The following is an 18213-nucleotide window of genomic DNA, read 5'->3' as shown; positions in this document are numbered from 1 at the left end:
GATGAACTCAAAAACAGCGCTTTTCACGGACGAGCAACGCGTCGCCGTCGTCATCCCCAGCTATCGGGTTACCGCTCATATAGACGCCGTCATAGCGGCCATAGGGCCGGAGGTCTGGCGCATCTACGTCATCGACGATGCCTGCCCGGACGGCTCCGGCGGGCATGTCCTGGCTTCCTGTCACGACCCCCGGGTCAAGGTGCTGCCCCATGAGGTCAACCAAGGCGTGGGCGGTGCGGTCATGACCGGCTATCGAGCCGCCCTCGCCGACGGTGCGAGTATCATCGTCAAAGTCGATGGGGACGGCCAGATGGACCCGACCCTGATCCCGCTGTTCATCGAGCCGATCCTGGCGGGAGAAGCCGACTACACCAAGGGCAATCGGTTTTTCGATCTGGAAGAGGTCCAATCGATGCCACGCATCCGCCTTTTCGGCAACGCCGTGTTGTCGCTGATGGCCAAACTGTCGACGGGTTATTGGGATCTGTTCGACCCCACCAACGGCTACACGGCGATTCACCGCGACGTCGCCAGGCTTTTACCCCTGGACAAGGTCAGCCAACGCTACTTTTTCGAGACCGACATTCTGTTCCGCCTGAACACCGTGCGTGCCGTCGTGGTGGATATTCCGATGGAAGCCCGATACGGCGATGAGGTCAGTCACCTCAATATCTCGAAAATCGTCGGTGAATTCCTGTTCAAACACCTGCGCAATTTCACCAAGCGTGTGCTCTACAACTATTATCTTCGCGACATGTCCCTGGCCTCGATCGAGCTGCCGATCGGGATTGTCATGTTCTTGTTCGGCGTCTTCTTCGGCAGTTATCACTGGTATGAATCGGCGCAGAATGGCATCGCGACTCCCGCCGGCACGGTGATGCTCAGTGCACTGCCCATGCTCATGGGGTTGCAGCTGATCATGGCGTTCCTCGGTTACGACATCGCCTCGGTGCCCAGCCGGCCACGGCAATCCAGGCGTGTTAAAGCAACGTCATTGCGGGAAGAAAACTCATTAAAGCGCTGAGAGATTTTTTATCGGACCCGTCGCTCAAGGCATTGGATGTCGATGGCAGCGAACGCCTGGAACTTCACGGCAAAGTGCTTGAGCGCAAGCGGATGCTTCGGGAAGTCTTCGTGGAGTTCCACCACGCGTTTCATCGCCTGGCGGACCACTATTTCAAGGTCGAAGGTCTTGAGGTGGAGTTGGGGGCAGGCATCGCCCCCATGCGTCACTCATACCCTGAAGTATTGGCCACGGACATTGTCGCCACCGAGCAACTGGACATGGCGCTCAATGCCGAGGCAATGAGCCTGGACGATCACTCGGTCAGGGCCTTTTACGCTCAGAACTGTTTTCACCACTTCCCTCATCCCGATCGCTTTTTCACGGAGCTGGAAAGAACCCTCAAGATCGGCGGCGGCGCCATTTTGATCGAGCCCTTCCACGGCCCCTTTGCCGCTTTTCTCTATAAGCGCCTGTTCAAATCCGAAGGCTTCGACATGCACTTCCCATCTTGGGAAACCCCGTCGACCGGGCCCATGAACGGTGCCAACCAAGCCCTCAGCTACATCGTCTTCATTCGCGACAGGCAGGCGTTCGAGCGCAAGCACCCGGGCCTGGAAATCGTCCACCAGGAAATCTGCGGCAACTATCTGCGCTACCTGATTTCCGGCGGCTTGAACTTTCGCCAGTTGCTGCCCGACGCGCTGATCTCTGTGCTCAAGGTCGTTGAAAAACTGTTGTATCCGTTGAGACGGGTATTGGCGCTGCACCACATCGTGGTCATCCGGAGGAAGTCTTGACCTTTATCAGGTACGGCATCATCCAACTCGTGGCCTATGCGCTGGACATGGGGACTTTCTTGCTATTGATGGCCTTGTTCAACGATCAACCCGTCCTGGCCAACATCGCCGGTAAAGGCGTCGCCGGTGTGTTCGCGTTCTTTTTGCATCGGCACTTCACGTTCCAGTCGACCGGCGGCGGCAGCAAGGTTCAAGCGGTGCGCTATTTCTCGTTGCTTGCCATCAATATTCCGCTCGCTTCGGCGCTGTTCAGCGTGGGGCTGTACTTCGTCAACAGCCCTGCCCTGGTGAAGTTTGTCTCCGATGTGGCCTGCGTGGTGCTGACTTACTGGATCAGCAAACTGTTCGTGTTCCATTGCGCTGCGCACCCGCCTGTTCCCACTGACCGCGCCGAAGGCGCATGACGATGAAGCTACTGATTACCGGCGCAACAGGCTATATCGGACAACGCTTGTCAGCCCTCGCGGCGGCCAGCGGACACGAGATCATTTGCGCCACGCGCCAGCCGTGCCCCGCCACCTATACCTGGCTCCCTTATGACCTGCAGGGCCCGGCGCCCGAGTGCCCGGCGGGCACTCAGGTGTTGATCCATTTGGCGGCCGACACATCGACATCTCCCACCAACGCGGACGACGAAGTCAAGGCGGCCGAGGCACTGATCCGTTGTGCCCAACAAGGCTCGGCCAGGTTCATCTTCATCTCCAGTCAAACCGCCATGGCCACGGCCCCTGGCGCTTATGGCCGGACAAAGTGGCGTATCGAGCAGCACGTATTGGCCGCCGGGGGCACCGTGATCCGTCCTGGCCAAGTGTATGGTGGCCCCGAACGCGGGCTCTTTGGTTTGTTGTCAGGGTTGGTGCGCCGCAGCCCGTTTGTTCCGATCCTGATGCCGGCGCCTGGCGTGCAACCTATTCATGTCGACGACTTGGCAGCCTCGATCTTAGCGGTCGTCGAGCGGGATGACCTTGACGCCGAGATCCTCAATCTGGGCGCCGTGCAGCCGATTGCCTTTGGCAGCTTCCTGATGTTGATTGCCGCGCACCGGGTGCGTGCCGCTCGCCTGCCAGTCCCTCTGCCGGTGGCATTGCTCAGGCTATTGCGCCTGTCACTCGGACGCTCCTTGAGCGCGAAATGGGGCCTGGCGCGGATTTTTTCCCTCATCCACCTGCCGCCCATGGACAGCGCGCAGTCCCTGCAAAAACTCGGCATCCAGTTGCGCCCCCTTGCCTACGGCATGCATCGCTCCGGCCATGGGCAACGTCGCGGACTTCTGCAAGAAGCCGCAATCCTCCTGCACTACCTGCTCAAACGCCCGCCGCAAAAAAGCCTGGTCAGTCGTTACGCCAGGGCATTGCAACGTGCGGGTAAAACCCGCCCCATCATTCATTCACCCTTGCTGATGCGCTGGCCGATACTCCTGGCGCTTCTGGACAATCCCGGTGTCCTGCACAAGCCCGACGGCCAGGAACTGTCCTGGCGCCTGCAGGTTGCACTCGGTATTGCCGAAGCCAGCCCCCAGGGCGCGCAAGTGTTTCTCGGCGCCCAACAGCCGCGCAGCCTGGTCGCCACGCTGGTTGCGCTGGGACTCACCTCGGTCAAAGCGCTGGCGTGGAAGATAGCGGCGCTGTTAGGCCGCCCCTTTGCCCGCCAGCTGTTGCATGGAAGTGAAGCCCACCGTGAAGCCTGAATTTGATGTGATCATTGTCGGCAGCGGTCCGGCCGGGACTTCGGCAGCCTATCCGCTGGTCAAGGCGGGCCTGAAAGTCCTGATGGTCGATGCCCAGGCCGATACAGGCTCAGTGACAGCGCCGACGCGTCCATTTCTCAGCGCCAGGGCAAACGACGAGCATCAGTGGAAATGGATGATCGGCGAAAACTTCCACGCCTTGAGCCAACTGGACGCGGTATCGCCCAAGCTGAAGACGCCGACCCACGCCCATGTTTTCGAAGGGTTCAGCGCCCGCAATCGCATCGAGACAGACAACTTTATCGGCATCGGTTCACTGGCCACCGGAGGCCTGTCCAATGCCTGGGGCTGCGGCGTGGCAACGCTCGGGGCCAGCGACTTTGCCGGGCTGCCCATCGATTACTCCGAGATGCAGGCGTCCTATGAAACGGTAACTCGCCGGATCGGTATCAGTGGCCGGATCGACGATGATCTCTCAAGCTACTTCGGTCTCGATGAGTGGTCGCAACCACCCCTGCCATTGGACACACTGCACCAGCGCCTGCTCGATCAATACACCCGGCGCCGATCGGCGTTTCCCGAACAGGGGTTTCGTCTTGGCCGCTCCAGGGTCGCCGTCTTGAGCCAACTGCTGGACGAGCGCAAGGCCTGCGACCTGTCTGGAAACTGCTTGTGGGGCTGTCAGAACCAGGCCTTGTATAGCGCCTCGCAAGAGCTGCAAAAACTCAAGCAATACCCTGGGTTCCAGCACGTCCAGGACTTCCTCGTGGAGGATCTGCAGAAACTGGACGGTGCATGGGCGATCACCGATCATCGCTGCGCCCGGCGCTTCTGCGGTACGCGCCTGCTGCTGGCAACGGGCACCCTGGCCACGACCCGGCTCGCCCTCAAGGGCCTGAACCATTCGACCCCGATCCCGCTGCTGTCATCACCGACGGCCGCCTTCCTGCTGTGGCTGCCGAAAATGCTCGGAACCCCAAGGGTGTCGACATTTGGCCTGGGCCAGCTATCGTTCGTCCTGGCGCTGACGGCCAGTACCACTGCTTTCGGTTCGACGTTCAGCACCACAGGCTTGCCGATGACCGAGTTTGTCAGCCGGATCCCCATGAGCAAACGCTACAGCATCGAACTGCTGAAAAACCTGCTCAGCGCCTGCGTCGTCGGGAATATCTTCCTGCCCGGGCACTTGTCTCACAACACGGCGGTCTTGCGCCCTGACGGTTCGTTGAGCATCAACGGCCACGAGCATCCGGAGCTTCCCGGCCTCATGAAGACCGCCGAGGCAAAGCTGCGCCGGATCTATTGGAAAATGGGCGCGCTATTGATGCCCATGAGCTTCACGGTCGGCAGGCCGGGGGCGGATATCCATTATGCGGGCACCCTACCCATGCACTCGACGCCCAGGATCGGGCAGACCGATTGCCTCGGCGAAATCGCGGGCCTTGGCGGCGTGCATATTGTCGACGGCGCCTGCCTGCCCAGCCTGACCGAGAAATCCCACACGCTGACTCTCATGGCCAACGCGGACCGGATAGCCCGTTCACTCGTAACAACGATAGGAAATCACAAGGCATGACTCGCAAGGTACTCTGCATCGTCGGTACGCGTCCGGAGGCCATCAAAATGGCCCCTGTGATCAAGGCGCTCCAGGCCCAAGACAATATCGTTTGTCGGGTGCTCGCCACCGCCCAGCACCGAGGCTTGCTGGACCAGGTGCTTGAGGGCTTCGCAATCACCGCCGATCTGGACCTGGACATCATGCGCCCCAACCAGTCATTGACGGTGCTGACCTCACGCTTGCTGCTTGAACTCGACGGGGTACTGCAAGCCGAGAAACCGGACGTCGTACTGGCTCAAGGCGACACGACCACGGTCATGTGCGCCGCACTGGCGTGTTTCCACCTGCGGATTCCCTTTGGCCATGTTGAAGCCGGCCTGCGTACCGGGGACCTAGGCAATCCGTTCCCCGAAGAAGCCAACCGGGTGATCGCCGGCAAACTGGCTCGCTGGCATTTCGCGCCGACCCAGCAGGCCGTGGACAACTTGCTGCGCGAGGGTGTCGCCGCCAGGGATATCACCCTGACTGGCAATACCGTGATCGATGCCTTGTTGATGACAGCCGCACAAGGCTCCGCCTTGACTATCCCACTGGACGCCAGCAAACGCCTGGTGCTGGTGACCGCCCATCGGCGGGAAAACTTCGGCGAACCGTTCCAGAATATCTGCCAGGCCCTCAAGGACCTGGCCGAGCGCAACCCAGGCATCCAGATCCTCTACCCGGTCCATCCCAACCCGAACGTCAAGGATGTCGCCCACCGATTGCTCGGCCAGACGCCGAACATTCTCCTCTGCGCACCGCTGGATTACGCACCGTTTATCGCAACAATGAAGCGTTCTTACCTGATCATCAGTGACTCCGGGGGCGTGCAGGAAGAAGCCCCGGCCCTGGGCAAACCCGTGCTGGTATTGCGGGAGGAAACCGAACGCCCGGAGGCCGTCGAGCTCGGCGTGGTCAAGCTGGTGGGCGCCAACCGGGACACCATCGTCGAACAGGCACAGCGCCTGCTCGATGACCCACAGGCTTACCAGGGCATGGCACGTGGGGTTTCCCCCTATGGTGACGGCAAGGCCGCCGCGCGCATCGTCGACGCTCTCAGGCAGTACTTCCAGTCATGCGCATGATCTACCTGTCCCCGGTGCCATGGGCCAGCTTCAGCCAGCGCCCCCATCACTTCGTCAACGGGTATCACCAGCAGACCGGGGCGCCGGTCTTCTGGATCGATCCGTACCCGACACGCTTACCGACGCTGACCGACCTCACGCGCAAGCCGCCTGTTGCCGATCAGCAAAGCGTCAGCGTTCCACCCTGGTTGCAGATCTGCAAACCCCGGAGCCTACCCATCGAGCCCATTCCGGGCTCAGCGTTGCTCCTCAAGCGACTGTGGCGCAACCTGTTCAAAGAGGCTGCGGCATTTTCCGCAAAAGGGCCCTGCATGATCTGTGTCGGAAAACCTTCCGAACTGGCCCTGCAACTGCTCGCCCTCATCCCTGGCAGCCGTGCCGTCTACGATGCCATGGATGATTTCCCGGCCTTTTATCAGGGCCTGTCACGCAGGTCCATGGAACGTCGCCAGGCGCAGCTCATTGGACAGGTGGGCACAGTACTGGCGTCCTCCAGCCCGCTTCGCGACAGACTCCTGGGCATGACCGACCAGGTAGAACTGGCCCTCAATGCCTGTGACATGCATGCCCTGGCGCCGGTCGAAAGCCTGGACTTCGGTGTCAAACAGCAGGTACTCGGCTACGTTGGCACGCTGGGGCGTTGGTTCGATTGGGAGCTGGTCATCGCGCTGGCGCAGGCCAATCCTGGAAACCAGATCCGACTGATCGGCCCCCTCTTCACACCACCGCCTTGCGTATTGCCCGCCAACATCGAGCTGCTCCCCGAGTGCTCCCATGCCGGTGCAATCGCAGCCATGACAACGTTTTCGGTGGGTTTGATCCCGTTCAAGCTCACTCGCCTGACCGCCTCGGTCGACCCGATCAAATACTACGAATACCGTGCCCTGGGCCTGCCCGTCATCTCCACTCGCTTCGGTGAAATGGCCCTGCGCGACCGAGAACCGGGGGTCTGGATCGTGGATGAAGGCACCGATCTGGGTAAAACCGCCATGGAAGCACTCTCCAGCCAAAGCGACCGCTCGACTGTTCATCAATTTCGTCAGGCGCACCGTTGGGCTCAGCGTTTTTCTGCGATCAATCTCAAAAACGGCCAATAACGGCCGATACCCAGGATAAGACCCCGCAACTGGGGCGCAGGACAGAACGGTAGGTCAGTCATGACAGAGATTTATTTGCTGATAGCGCACGGCACGGACCAGGGCGAAGCTTACGTCCTGGGCTGGTTCGATGACCGGAGCAAAGCCCGGGAAGTGGCCGAGCAGAAGGAATGGGAAGCGTACCGCGCCAGCCTGAAGGAGAAACACCCATGGTCCAGCCACAAGCCGCTGGCGCCGGACCAGACGGACTATCGCCGCTACTGGATCAAGACCATTTCCAAATTCGAGCATGTGCCGGTGCCAAGGTCCTTTGCGGTCCATTGATCACCACCCATGAATATTCAACGAAACGAGCGTTATCGGTGGCGGTCTAGACGATTAAGCCCATCCGATGAGAGCGTTCTTATGTTGAAATTCCTTGGTGGTACCGTAGGCATCATCTTCCTGATTGGCCTGATTGTGGTGATTGCGCTGTTCAAGTTCATTTTTTGAGCGTGGCAGCGGGGATCTTTGGTTTGGTGGTCCCTATTTTCAAGCGTAAAAAAGCCCAATCTTTGCAGATTGGGCTACGTCATTGTGGCCAACGGGTTCGCTTGATTCATGATGACATCCATTCAGGAATGTCCCGCATGGCGTGTAGAACTCGCCATACGTCAATGTGTTCGTTGCACTCCACGTAGAACACCAGATAGGGATAACGTTTCAGCGGCCAGCAGAGTAATCCGGGGACATCCAGCTCATGGGCGTACCTGGACATACCCGATGCCGGATGGCGGCTGATGTGCATATAGGCGTTTTCCAAGGCGTCGATGAAATTGAGTGCCGCCTGCTCTGCCTGCTCGCCTAGGTAATAGTTGATGGCGTCCTCTACATCCTGGCTGGCAAGAGCTCGCGCAATGACGGGCTTCGCCTTCATCCTCTCGCCTTGCGCACCTTGGCCCGAAGGGATTCGAAGTAGTCGCCATTCACAGGAGCAGTGGGAGCAGACTCCGCCCCGGCCAGTATCAAGCCACGCAGGTGCTGCCGATCCTGATCCTTGCGAATCAGCTCCCGCACATATTCGCTACTGGTGCTGTAGCCTCTCTGGCTAACCTGATCATCTATGAATGATTTGAGAGCGTCCGGCAGGGAGATGTTCATGGTACTCATGACTTTGCCTGTTTTTTGACAAAATTTGCCAAAGTATACACTCTTGGGCCAGCCTCGCCAGGGGTCGAACTCGAGTGAAACTTGTCGTCTTTGGCCAACCATGAAACGTGCAGATCGCAATGACATGACAGACATAGAGACTGCTATTGCTGACTGGGAACCGCTGAACCTTGAATGGCATCAAGGCTTCGCATTCATGGACGGTGTGCTGCTGGGCGATGGGCAAGTGTCTGATGTGTACATCATGCTCAACCCTCAAGGCACACGACCCGGCGAGTTGGCACAATGTGCCAGCGCTGGGCACTATCCGCCCTCGCCCTTGCTGGCCGGTCAGCCGGTTTGGCGGCATCGACGCAACCCTTGGGTGTTGCGCGACGCCCTGCGTGATTACTACCTGCTTCCGGCCTACCGGGAGCGCCACGGCTACCACGCGCTGCAGCCCTTGCCGTTTCGGTTCGACAAGGGCCTGGAAAGCCTCGGCCACCAATACTGGCGTGACGCAACTGGCGCCTATTGGTTCGGCGAGTACGCGATCACCCAAATCCACGAGGCGCGACCCGACAGGCTGGCCCTGCTGGCCTCGTCCCCAGCCACGGTGACTTCAGCGTCCGCCCTGTTCTGCGACGGTGCGCATCTCTTTTTGCAGGGGCACATTATCGCCAGCGCCACGGCGCGGGTGCGGTATTGCAACCACCCGTCCTATCGAGTGATCGACGATCAAGTCTATAGGGGCTTCAAGCCCCTGCACCAGAAGGACGGCACGCCGCTGCCGGTCGCCAAGCCGGACAACTTCCAGATGCTCGCCCAACGCTGGGGCACCGATGGGCAGTCGATCATCGTGCAAGCGCAGCAAGGCTCGAGCATTTCCTATGAGTACTTCTACCGCATCGACAATGCCGACCTGGCGACCTTCACCGTGCTTAACGAACGCTACGCCAAGGACAAGCAACGCGCCTTTTACCTGACCGGAAAAACCATTCGCTACGTGGGCGACTTCCACCTGCTCCAGTGCTGGCAGCCAGCGTTCGATGAATGCGGCCGCGTGATCAGCGCCAGCGAATACGAGGATGAGTATTTTGCCGTGGACGACCAGTACGTCTACGCCGCCGGGACCCGCCTTCGCGATGCCCATGGCCCGAGTTTTCGTCATTTGGGGTTCGACTATTACCGTGATCACCAACACGTCTACAGGCGCCAGAAACGCCTCGATGTCGACGTGGATAGCTTCGTCGTGACCCAACTCTATCGCCATGACCAGGATTACTCGCCCGTGCTGGCAGGTGACAAGCACGGCCCGCTGGGCTCTGGCGGCATCATCGATGCGGCCATGCAAGAGGCGTGGGCGCCTTACTTCGAAGCCCATCCGCAGTTGGAAGGTTATTGGTGGCACCGCTTGCAGGCACGGCCTGAAGCCGCACAAACGCACACGGAAACGCTGGCGCTACAGGCCATCGGTCTCGGTTTTGAGCTAGGCGACCAGGTGTATTTCCATGGACGTGTGATCAACGGGCTGGACGCAGCGAGTTTCAAATTGCTGGACACGCATCTGTGCGGCGATGCCAACGGCTTGTATCTGATCCCATTCCATAACGCCGACACGGAAGTACCCGAACGTTTTTCCCCGGAAGCGGCGGAACATTTTCGCTCACTCGGCCCACCCTACCTGACCGACGGCAAGACGGTGTTCTGCCACCGGATTTTTTACCATCCCCCGGAACCGATTCGTAAGGCACAAGCGGCCTCTTTCGAGTCCTGTGGGCATGGCTGGGCCAAGGATCGGGATGCGGTGTATTACTACGGCGAGGCGAAAAAGCGGCTACATCCCTCGGACACCCGCATTCTCGGCACCTATGCCATCAGCCCTACCCTGATTCTCTCGGAAGGCAAGCCGCTGGACGTGGCGTTCGATCCCGATGAGGTCCACGTGCCCCACCCTGACTTTTTGCAGTTGGGCACGCGCAAATTGTTCTGTCATCGACGCCCACTGAGCGCCAAGCGGATCGACCTGGCCACCCTCGAATTTCTGAATGACCGCTACGCCCGCGACAGGCATCGGTTCTACCATTACGACGGTTATGCGACGCTGAGCGAGGTCGATGAAACGCAGTATCGGGAATCGCTCGGCCAGCCGGCGGCAAGCGTTTAGAACTGCGTCACAACCGTAACGCCTGCGGTGTCAAACCGGTCCATGTTCATGAGCGCATCAATCGATTGCTCAAGGCTGATGGTCTTGCCCACCAGTTTTTCAGGCGCCAGCTTGCCGGACGTGATCATGTCCATCATCGCGCCGTAACGGTGAGCCTGCATGCCATGGCTGCCACAGATCTCCAGCTCGTAGGCAATGACCTTACTCATTGGGATCGAGGGCGTGCTGTGGTCCGCCAGCATCAAACCGACCTGGACATGCCTGCCGCGCCGCCTCAGATTATTGATAGAGTTGAAGCAGGTCGTTGGATGACCCAGGGCATCCAGCGAAACGTGAGCGCCGCCCTTCGTAATCTCGAGTACCGCCTCGGTGACATCCGCCACCCGGCTTGCGTTGACCGTCGCGACGGCACCAAGCGACTGGGCAAGCTTGAGCTTATCGTCGCAGATATCGATGGCGATGACGTTCGCCCCGATAGCGTGGGCGATCATCACCGCGGACAGCCCCACGCCACCACAGCCATGAACCGCCACCCACTGCCCCGCCGAGACCCTGCCTTGATCGACAACCGCGCGGAACGAGGTGACGAAACGACAGCCCAGGCTCGCCGCCGTGGCGAAGTCCATGTTTTCCGGCAACGCAACCAGGTTCAAATCCGCCTTGTGAATCCCCACATACTCGGCGAAAGAGCCCCAATGGGTGAAACCCGGCTGAAACTGGCTGTGGCACACCTGCTGGTTGCCACTATTGCATTCCGGACACGCGCCGCAGCCGCCGACAAAAGGCACGGTGATGCGATCGCCCACCTTCCATCTTGTGACATCTTTACCGACCTCAGCCACGATCCCTGCCAATTCGTGACCGGGCACATGGGGCAGTCGAATGTCAGGGTCGTGACCTTTCCAGCCATGCCAGTCGCTTCGGCAGACGCCCGTGCCAAGGACCTGAGCCACCACACCGTGACGCTCGGGGGTCGGGTCTTCGACGGTCATCAAACGTGGGGGTTGGGAGAAGGCTTCGTAAACTACGGCTTTCATGAGGATCCCTCTACTTTAGAAAAGCGCTATGCCTGAAACCGACAAACGGCCTGGGCTCAATTTACTATCAGATGGCTTGATCACGCAGCATTGAACCGTCCCTGCCTGACGCTCCCATGAAAAACCCAATCCGTTCAGATTGAGCTGTGTCGTTCCGGCATTCGCCGACGGATCATAGCTCTCTGCCACCTATTTCAACGTCCACGCTTTCAATCGGACGGTGTATTCACTACATTGAGCGTAACTCTGCCCACTCGACACGGACTGTCATGACTACGCTATCCCCGATCAGCCCTGCCATTCCCATCCAGATCCCGACTCGCTCTGCCGTCGCGGCATCGCCTGCAACAGTGATAGAGAGCGCTGATGTCTCGGCGGCTCGACCAGCGGCAATCGTCAGCCTGGGCAACCCCGTGGCCGATGTCGAATCACAGACCTATTCCCGACTCGGGCAACTGCCCGGCCAGGAGATTGTTCGTGTCTGGGAAAAGACCAGTCAGGATGCCGTCACTCGCGTCATGGGAACCAATCCCAGATCGCTGTCGATAGCCAACCGTTTCCACGGCCTGGGCGCAGCCTTGGTGGAGCAGTTCGCCAAGAGTGGTTCGAGCATTTCCCAGTCAGTGCTCCATACCACCACGGACGGGGCTCACAACGCCGCCGAGATAAAATCCGAACAGGCGCTGCTGCACAATAAAGCCGACAACCTGATCACCCTCAGCATCAAGACCGCCAGTGGCAAGACGGTTACCTTCAGCCTGACCAGCCAGGACGATGGACTTGGCGTTCAGGCTACGGTGGACGGCGACCCGCTGAGCGAGGACGAACTCAAGGCGATTGGCGTTCTGGGCAGCGCCTTTCAAGCGGCTGTCGACGGGCTGACCGCCGAGCCGCCCAAGCTCGACCTGAGCAAGCTGACGCAGTTCGACTCCAGCGTATTGGCATCCATTGACCTGAACGCCAAGCTCAAGGGCGTGGACGGTGAGGACCTGATCCTTGCCTACCGCGCCGACAGCCAGAGCCGCACCACGCAAATGAGTGGTCCAGATGGCGAATTGAACCTGAGCGTGGATCTGAAAAACAGCACAATCCTGGGTGATGCCAAGCAACAGGCCAGCGCCCTGAACAACTACCTCGCCCAGTTTGACCGGGTGCAGGAGCGCGGCAGTGCCAAGGCCGCCCTGATGGAGATGTTCAAGGACGCCTTCAGCGCCATGAACAGCCACTATCCACAGGGCGCTACCCCCACAGCGCCACTGACCCGGAATGCGACGGACAAAGGCCTACTGACCGGACTGGCAGACTTCGAGGCGTCCATCAAACAAACCAACAACGCGTCCAACCCGATGCGCCCGTCCGAAGTCGATAGCTTTGCTTATACCCTGTCGCAAAAAACTGTCGTTGCAGGTTCCATAATGAGCAATCGCAGCGTCGATCAAGTCCAGCAATCGAGTTTATCGGCCAGTTACCACAAGAGCCTGAAGGGCGGGAAAGCACCCGTGCTAGGCACAACGACCGACTCGCAGAACTATCTCTACGTAGAAGTGAATGACAAGGCCAGCAGCTCGGCCAGCCTCGCCTACAAGGATGGCCGACTGAGCAAAGCCACCGTCACGCAAAGCGCCAGCCAGGACACACGGACACAGCAATACGTCATGGGCAAAATGGTTGAAGAGACAGTGGTGCCGAAGGAACTTTCAACCAGCCGCAGCCACTTGGCATTGCTGGAGTACGCCGCCAAGGAAAGCAAGAAATCCAAGGACGCGCAGGAACAATCCTTATTGAAGGAAGCGCTCGCCACCCTCCACAGCTCGGTGATGTTGCAGGAAAATCCTTCGGCGCTGGCGCGTTGACACGCTGGGGAATGCGCATCATCACCTAGCGTAGTGCGACAGCGATTCCCTAGGCCATAGCGTCAGCTTGACGCGTTGTAGAACTACCAGAAGAAAACGGCCAAAAGTTTGCACCGACTGAATCCTCGACTGCTGAACTCGGCAACGAGACACTGAATGCTGGTCAGGATCGCCGGTAAGCGGGGTATTACGACGGACCTCAATCCGGTGTCGTCTCTTACGCCAATGGAACAACCCTGAGCCTGTTTGATTCGACCGTCGCAGCCATCTGCATTGCCTGCGGATAAGCCAGCAAACACTCAGCGATGGCAGGCTCCAGCTCAACCCGCACTCGCCTTGTCAGGGCCCGAGCACCGAAGCGTGGGTCATGCTTTTGGCACAGCCAGTCGCTTGCCGCAACGTCCAGGACCAGCGTACGGCGATGCTGACCGAGACGTTGGTTGAGTTTGTTCAGTTCGATCTGCAACAACGCTTCCAGCCATTGGGTTTCGATGCGTTGGAAAACCAGGATGCGATCAATACGGTTTAGAAACTCCGGTTCGAACCACGCGTGCAACGCCAGCTCCAACATAGCCTGCTCACCTTGTGGGGCGATGCCGAGCCAGCGCCGCCAACCGCGTGAAAAACGTTCCCTGTAGGTGGTCGCTTGCCGGGCTCCAATGTTGCTGGTCATGAAGATCAGGCTATTGCGAAAATCCAGTGTTCGGCTACCGCCCGCCAAGGTCAGTTGGCCGTTCTCAAGAATGCCCAGCAAACTGCGCACCACTTCCTTGCTGGCCTTTTCCAGCTCATCGAACAGCACGATGCCTGGGCGACTGTAGGTGCCTTGAATCAATTCGCTATTGAACAGACTGACGCCCTCTTTACTCCCCACATAACCAGGTGGCGCTCCGGTGAGCGCCGCCGAGTAATGCTCCTGGGCCAAGGTGTGCATGTCGATGCGACAAAAAGCATCGGCGCGACCGTGTATGGCCAGTGCCAGCAGACGTACGATTTCGGTCTTGCCGACACCGGTCGGCCCCATGAACAGGTTCACCGTCAACGGTCGCTCACGTTCACCAATATCGACCTTAACCACGTTTAGCAACGCCTCGACCGCGCGCATGACGTGTTCTTGGCCGACAATTCGACTGCGCAACAACGCCATGACTTGGGCGGGATTGAAGGCGAAGCGTGAGGTCAACAACTCTGCTGCCGGTGATGCGCTGGTCAGGCCAGGCTGGGGGTGGTTTGGGTCGATGCGATCATTCACCAAAGGCATGGTTTAGCCTGCGTGTTTTTCTTTACCGTCGTGGGGAAGCTCTCCCACCGGGCAATGAGCCACGCCGACGGTGCTACGGGTCAGTTTTTCGACGTTTTCCCGGGCTTTCTGCGCGTCCAGTACCCAGGTGCGGTAAAAGTCGAACGGGCAGTCAGCCACTCCCTTGTCGCCGTCCCCGGAGTGATAGACCCCGGTGTAACCGCGATGCAGCAGCTTGAACAAATGATTCTGTGATTGGTCGTTCGCTCGCGCATCGCGGATTTGCGAAACGGATAATTGTGCGTACTGAATGCCCATTTCCTCTTCACCGCATTCGCCCAGGGTGCGACCGTCGAAGCCAATAATCGCCGAGTGACCAAAGTAGGAATAAACCCCATCGAAGCCGGCCGCATTGGCCACTGCCACATAGCAATTATTGGCCCAGGCCATGCTTTTGGACATCATCACCTGCTGCTCTTTGGCCGGGTACATATAGCCCTGGCAACGGACGATCAACTCCGCTCCTTTCATTGCACAGTCGCGCCAGATCTCCGGGTAGTTGCCGTCATCACAAATGATCAAGCTGATTTGCAGGCCCTTGGGACCCTCGCAGACATAGGTCCGATCACCCGGATACCACCCTTCTATGGGGCACCAGGGAATGCACTTGCGGTACTTCTGGACGATTTCGCCCTGGTTATTGATCAACACCAACGTGTTGTACGGGGCTTTGTGGGGATGTTCCTCATGCCGCTCACCGGTCAGTGAAAACACCCCCCACGTGTCAGCCGCACGGCACGCGGCGGAAAAGATCGCAGTCTCTTCGCCTGGAATACTGGCGGCAGTCGCCATCATCTCATCGTGGTCGTACATGATGCCCATGGTGCTGTATTCAGGAAACACCACCAGGTCCATGCCGGGGAGACCGCTTTTCATCCCCGTGATGATGTCGGCAATCTTGCGGGCGTTTTCAATGACCTCGGCTTTTGTATGCAGCCGCGGCATTTTGTAATTGACGACCGCGACACCCACGGTGTCCGGGCTGCTGGAAATATCACCATGACGCATGAGATTTACCTCTGTTAATGACTGATCATCCAAGGTCTGGAGCCGGTTTTACGCTTGAGCCCCTGTGGATTTTCTTTGGTCGGGGCCAGCCGTTTGCTCGGTGCGCAACAACTGCACCCACTGGGATGACGACGGTTCTGCTGGTACTCGCCAAGCGTCTGCGGCGCGTGGGCACTTCGCTCGTTGGTCGCCATGGCCTGGCGTTGACTGCTCGACAACGTCGTCAGTGCCGGCGCAGACAACAACAACCGCCCTCCCGGGCCCGCGCAAGACGGGCACTGGCACGACTCGTGCCGTTGGGCCATGGGCCGCAACATTGTGAAAGAACCACAGGTTTGGCATTCGTACTCATAGGTCGGCATGGCGCTCTCCAGACATTGATCGAGCTCGGGCGTGTCTCACAGGTCCGGGGCAATCGGCAGATCGATACTGCCGTCGAGGTGTTTGATGGGACCGTTGGCGTTGGGGTTGATGTCGAACTCGAAGATTTCGGTGGGTAACCAGAGGGTCGCGCAGGCGTTGGGGATATCGACCACGCCGCTGATATGCCCTTGCACCGGCGCAGAACCCAACAGGGCATAGCCTTGGGCGGGGGAATAACCAAACTTGGTCAAGTAGTTGATCGCATTCAGGCAGGCCTGGCGATAGGCGATATTCACGTCCAGGTAGTGCTGTTTGCCGGCTTCATCCACCGAGATACCTTCGAAGATCAGGTAGTTCTGGTAGGTCGGGATGATCGGGCTGGGTTTGAACACCGGGTTCTTGATCCCGTACTTGGCCATGCCGCCCTTGATCAGCTCGACTTTCATATGAACCCAGCCGGCCATCTCGATAGCACCGCAAAAGGTGATCTCGCCGTCGCCCTGACTGAAGTGCAGATCCCCCACCGACAACCCGGCGCCTTTGACGTAGACCGGGAAGAAAATCTTCGAGCCCCGGGACAAGTCCTTGATATCGCAGTTACCACCATGTTCACGCGGTGGCACGGTGCGCGCGCCCGTGGCCGCGGCATCATCCCGGGCCTGGCCCTTGAGCTTGCCCATGTGTGCGGTGGCGGCCAGCGGCGCGTTGGCCAGGGGCGGCACGCGGGTCGGGTGGGTGTCGATCAGTTCCTGCTCACGGCGGTTCCAGTCGCCGAGCATTACCGGGTCGGGCAGGCAACCGATCAATCCGGGGTGGATCAGGCCGGCAAAGTTGACCCCGGGAATGTGCCGCGAGCTGGTAAACATGCCTTTGAAATCCCAGATGGCTTTCTGTGCGCTGGGAAAGTGATCCGTGAGGAATCCGCCACCGTTCTGCCGCGAGAAGAAGCCGTTGAAGCCCCACATCGATTCGGCCTTGGCGCCGATGTCCAGCAGGTCGACCACCAGCAGATCTCCCGGCTCGGCGCCATGCACGCCCACTGGACCGGACAGGTAGTGCACGGTGGACAAGTCGACGTCACGCACATCCGAGGCGTCGTCGTTGTTCTTGATCGCGCCAGCGGTCCAGTCGTAAGTCTCAAGAATAAAGTCGTCCCCCGGCTTGACCCAGCAGGCCATGGGAATGTCCGGATGCCAGCGGTTGTGGATCTGTTCGTTCTCAGTGGCGGGCTGGTTGAGGTCGACTTTGATCAAGGTATCGGTCATGGCGAAGCTCCTGAACATTAGGGATGTACCGCGTTGGAACCAGTCTCGAATGGCGGCACGAATCGGCCAATACGTTGGATGACGTACCCCTTTGAGCTGGTTTGCCAGCTGCTACAAGGGGGGCGATCGCGCCTACACGCAGAGGTAGCGACTGATGGTGGATTCGTCGACCTTGTCCCGGGTCTCCTCGATCACGAAGCGACCCTTCTCGATCACCAGGAAGCGGTCGGCGATTTCCAGGGTGAATGACAGCACCTGCTCGGAGACCACAATGGTCAGGTCGCGCAGGTGGCGGATCTCTTTCAAAGTGCGGGCGATGTCCTTGATGATCGACGGCTGGATGCCCTCGGTGGGTTCATCGAGCAACAACACCTTGGGATTGGTCGCCAGTGCCCGGGCAATCGCCAGTTGTTGCTGCTGCCCGCCCGAAAGGTTGCCACCCTTGCGCGAGCGCATGTCGTGGAGCACCGGAAACAACGCATAGAGGTCTTCGGGCACCTGGCCCCGGGCCGATGCCGGCAAGCCGGTCTGTATGTTTTCCAACACCGTCATGCTAGGGAAAATCATCCGCCCCTGAGGCACATAGGCGATGCCGTGCTCCACCCGCTCGTGGGTTTCCAGGTTCGAGACTTCCTGACCATCGACGCTGACCTGCCCCCGCCACTGCGGAAGGATGCCCATCAAACTCTTGAACAGCGTGGTCTTGCCCATGCCGTTGCGTCCCATCACGGCGACGATTTCGCGTTTGGCCACGGCCAGGTCGAGGTCGTGAAGGATCTGACTCTGGCCGTAACCACAGGACAGCTTGTCTACGTTGAACATG

Annotated in this window: 19 protein-coding genes; 11 read left to right on the top strand and 8 right to left on the bottom strand. The window is 59.3% G+C overall.

The annotated features are described in order from the left end of the window. The first annotated feature begins 1 nt into the window (after position 1). The 9 genes from V7773_RS09030 to V7773_RS30410 all read left to right on the top strand — a co-directional run bounded on the left by V7773_RS09030 (position 2) and on the right by V7773_RS30410 (position 7761). Complete coding sequence (locus V7773_RS09030; RefSeq protein WP_336073068.1) at positions 2–1024, top strand: glycosyltransferase family 2 protein; 1023 nt, start codon at positions 2–4, stop codon at positions 1022–1024. A gap of 92 nt (positions 1025–1116) precedes the next feature. Further along, a complete protein-coding gene (locus tag V7773_RS09025) occupies positions 1117–1803 on the top strand; it encodes a class I SAM-dependent methyltransferase (RefSeq protein WP_336073066.1) in 687 nt (228 codons plus the stop codon). Continuing rightward, on the top strand, positions 1800–2207 hold the full coding sequence (locus V7773_RS09020; RefSeq protein WP_336073064.1) for a GtrA family protein: 408 nt from the start codon (positions 1800–1802) through the stop codon (positions 2205–2207). Before V7773_RS09025 ends, V7773_RS09020 begins: the two co-directional genes overlap by 4 nt. 2 nt (positions 2208–2209) lie before the next feature. Then, the gene (locus tag V7773_RS09015; RefSeq protein ID WP_336073063.1) at positions 2210–3490 is read left to right on the top strand and encodes an NAD-dependent epimerase/dehydratase family protein; all 1281 of its coding nucleotides are present in this window, start codon (positions 2210–2212) and stop codon (positions 3488–3490) included. Then, positions 3480–5066, top strand: coding sequence for an FAD-dependent oxidoreductase (locus V7773_RS09010; protein ID WP_336073062.1), 1587 nt, complete (start codon positions 3480–3482; stop codon positions 5064–5066). The genes V7773_RS09015 and V7773_RS09010 overlap by 11 nt, the downstream gene beginning before the upstream one ends. Further along, on the top strand, positions 5063–6172 hold the full coding sequence (gene wecB, locus V7773_RS09005) for a non-hydrolyzing UDP-N-acetylglucosamine 2-epimerase (RefSeq protein ID WP_336073061.1): 1110 nt from the start codon (positions 5063–5065) through the stop codon (positions 6170–6172). Before V7773_RS09010 ends, wecB begins: the two co-directional genes overlap by 4 nt. Then, entirely contained in the window at positions 6163–7269 is a 1107-nt protein-coding gene (locus tag V7773_RS09000) for a glycosyl transferase (protein ID WP_336073060.1), read from the top strand. Before wecB ends, V7773_RS09000 begins: the two co-directional genes overlap by 10 nt. Positions 7270–7329: 60 nt before the next feature. Further along, on the top strand, positions 7330–7593 hold the full coding sequence (locus V7773_RS08995; protein WP_003203536.1) for a hypothetical protein: 264 nt from the start codon (positions 7330–7332) through the stop codon (positions 7591–7593). Positions 7594–7602: 9 nt separating this feature from the next. After that, positions 7603–7761, top strand: coding sequence for a hypothetical protein (locus tag V7773_RS30410; protein ID WP_442963462.1), 159 nt, complete (start codon positions 7603–7605; stop codon positions 7759–7761). A gap of 106 nt (positions 7762–7867) precedes the next feature. Here the strand turns inward: V7773_RS30410 and V7773_RS08990 are convergent, their stop codons facing one another. Then, on the bottom strand, positions 7868–8185 hold the full coding sequence (locus V7773_RS08990) for a type II toxin-antitoxin system RelE/ParE family toxin (RefSeq protein WP_063320410.1): 318 nt from the start codon (positions 8183–8185) through the stop codon (positions 7868–7870). After that, positions 8182–8418: a type II toxin-antitoxin system ParD family antitoxin gene (locus tag V7773_RS08985; protein ID WP_063320409.1), complete on the bottom strand. Its 237-nt coding sequence runs from the start codon at positions 8416–8418 to the stop codon at positions 8182–8184. Before V7773_RS08985 ends, V7773_RS08990 begins: the two co-directional genes overlap by 4 nt. A 124-nt stretch (positions 8419–8542) precedes the next feature. Between V7773_RS08985 and V7773_RS08980 the strand changes: the two genes are divergently transcribed. Next, positions 8543–10564 carry a DKNYY domain-containing protein gene (locus V7773_RS08980; RefSeq protein WP_336073058.1) on the top strand — a complete coding sequence of 674 codons (2022 nt, stop codon included), beginning with the start codon at positions 8543–8545 and terminating at the stop codon, positions 10562–10564. On the opposite strand, the gene V7773_RS08975 is transcribed toward V7773_RS08980, so the two are convergent. After that, complete coding sequence (locus tag V7773_RS08975; protein ID WP_092222656.1) at positions 10561–11601, bottom strand: zinc-dependent alcohol dehydrogenase family protein; 1041 nt, start codon at positions 11599–11601, stop codon at positions 10561–10563. The genes V7773_RS08980 and V7773_RS08975 overlap by 4 nt on opposite strands. A gap of 413 nt (positions 11602–12014) precedes the next feature. Here V7773_RS08975 and V7773_RS08970 point away from each other — a divergent pair, with 413 nt between their 5' ends. Then, a complete protein-coding gene (locus tag V7773_RS08970; RefSeq protein WP_336073078.1) occupies positions 12015–13454 on the top strand; it encodes a lactate dehydrogenase in 1440 nt (479 codons plus the stop codon). Positions 13455–13671: 217 nt separating this feature from the next. On the opposite strand, the gene V7773_RS08965 is transcribed toward V7773_RS08970, so the two are convergent. The 5 genes from V7773_RS08965 to urtE form a co-directional block, all read right to left on the bottom strand. After that, positions 13672–14715: an AAA family ATPase gene (locus V7773_RS08965; protein ID WP_092222651.1), complete on the bottom strand. Its 1044-nt coding sequence runs from the start codon at positions 14713–14715 to the stop codon at positions 13672–13674. Between the two features lie 3 nt (positions 14716–14718). Next, positions 14719–15762, bottom strand: a complete 1044-nt coding sequence (locus V7773_RS08960) for an aliphatic amidase (RefSeq protein ID WP_092144409.1) — start codon at positions 15760–15762, stop codon at positions 14719–14721. 14 nt (positions 15763–15776) lie between these two features. Next, positions 15777–16124: an FmdB family zinc ribbon protein gene (locus tag V7773_RS08955; RefSeq protein WP_336073057.1), complete on the bottom strand. Its 348-nt coding sequence runs from the start codon at positions 16122–16124 to the stop codon at positions 15777–15779. A gap of 36 nt (positions 16125–16160) precedes the next feature. Continuing rightward, positions 16161–17390 (bottom strand): formamidase, encoded by a 1230-nt coding sequence (gene fmdA, locus V7773_RS08950; RefSeq protein ID WP_003203578.1) that lies wholly within the window; start codon positions 17388–17390, stop codon positions 16161–16163. A 132-nt stretch (positions 17391–17522) separates the two neighbouring features. Next, positions 17523–18212, bottom strand: coding sequence for an urea ABC transporter ATP-binding subunit UrtE (gene urtE, locus V7773_RS08945; protein WP_063320404.1), 690 nt, complete (start codon positions 18210–18212; stop codon positions 17523–17525). Position 18213: the final 1 nt, after the last annotated feature.

Source organism: Pseudomonas sp. 3JA, assembly GCF_036961705.1.
GTDB classification, from domain to species: domain Bacteria; phylum Pseudomonadota; class Gammaproteobacteria; order Pseudomonadales; family Pseudomonadaceae; genus Aquipseudomonas; species Aquipseudomonas fluorescens_Q.
This window is presented reverse-complemented; position numbering and strand designations above follow the sequence as displayed.

What these genes read in the sequence shown, in the direction of transcription:
- V7773_RS08980 (WP_336073058.1), top strand. Translation starts at nt 8,543, where the DNA reads ATGACAGACATAGAGACTGCTATTGCTGACTGGGAACCGCTGAACCTT.
- V7773_RS08975 (WP_092222656.1), bottom strand. Translation starts at nt 11,601, where the DNA reads ATGAAAGCCGTAGTTTACGAAGCCTTCTCCCAACCCCCACGTTTGATG.
- V7773_RS08965 (WP_092222651.1), bottom strand. Translation starts at nt 14,715, where the DNA reads ATGCCTTTGGTGAATGATCGCATCGACCCAAACCACCCCCAGCCTGGC.
- V7773_RS08990 (WP_063320410.1), bottom strand. Translation starts at nt 8,185, where the DNA reads ATGAAGGCGAAGCCCGTCATTGCGCGAGCTCTTGCCAGCCAGGATGTA.
- V7773_RS08995 (WP_003203536.1), top strand. Translation starts at nt 7,330, where the DNA reads ATGACAGAGATTTATTTGCTGATAGCGCACGGCACGGACCAGGGCGAA.
- V7773_RS08955 (WP_336073057.1), bottom strand. Translation starts at nt 16,124, where the DNA reads ATGCCGACCTATGAGTACGAATGCCAAACCTGTGGTTCTTTCACAATG.
- fmdA (WP_003203578.1), bottom strand. Translation starts at nt 17,390, where the DNA reads ATGACCGATACCTTGATCAAAGTCGACCTCAACCAGCCCGCCACTGAG.
- V7773_RS09000 (WP_336073060.1), top strand. Translation starts at nt 6,163, where the DNA reads ATGCGCATGATCTACCTGTCCCCGGTGCCATGGGCCAGCTTCAGCCAG.
- V7773_RS09030 (WP_336073068.1), top strand. Translation starts at nt 2, where the DNA reads ATGAACTCAAAAACAGCGCTTTTCACGGACGAGCAACGCGTCGCCGTC.
- V7773_RS09025 (WP_336073066.1), top strand. Translation starts at nt 1,117, where the DNA reads ATGCTTCGGGAAGTCTTCGTGGAGTTCCACCACGCGTTTCATCGCCTG.
- urtE (WP_063320404.1), bottom strand. Translation starts at nt 18,212, where the DNA reads ATGTTCAACGTAGACAAGCTGTCCTGTGGTTACGGCCAGAGTCAGATC.
- V7773_RS08985 (WP_063320409.1), bottom strand. Translation starts at nt 8,418, where the DNA reads ATGAGTACCATGAACATCTCCCTGCCGGACGCTCTCAAATCATTCATA.
- V7773_RS08960 (WP_092144409.1), bottom strand. Translation starts at nt 15,762, where the DNA reads ATGCGTCATGGTGATATTTCCAGCAGCCCGGACACCGTGGGTGTCGCG.
- V7773_RS30410 (WP_442963462.1), top strand. Translation starts at nt 7,603, where the DNA reads ATGAATATTCAACGAAACGAGCGTTATCGGTGGCGGTCTAGACGATTA.
- V7773_RS09015 (WP_336073063.1), top strand. Translation starts at nt 2,210, where the DNA reads ATGAAGCTACTGATTACCGGCGCAACAGGCTATATCGGACAACGCTTG.
- wecB (WP_336073061.1), top strand. Translation starts at nt 5,063, where the DNA reads ATGACTCGCAAGGTACTCTGCATCGTCGGTACGCGTCCGGAGGCCATC.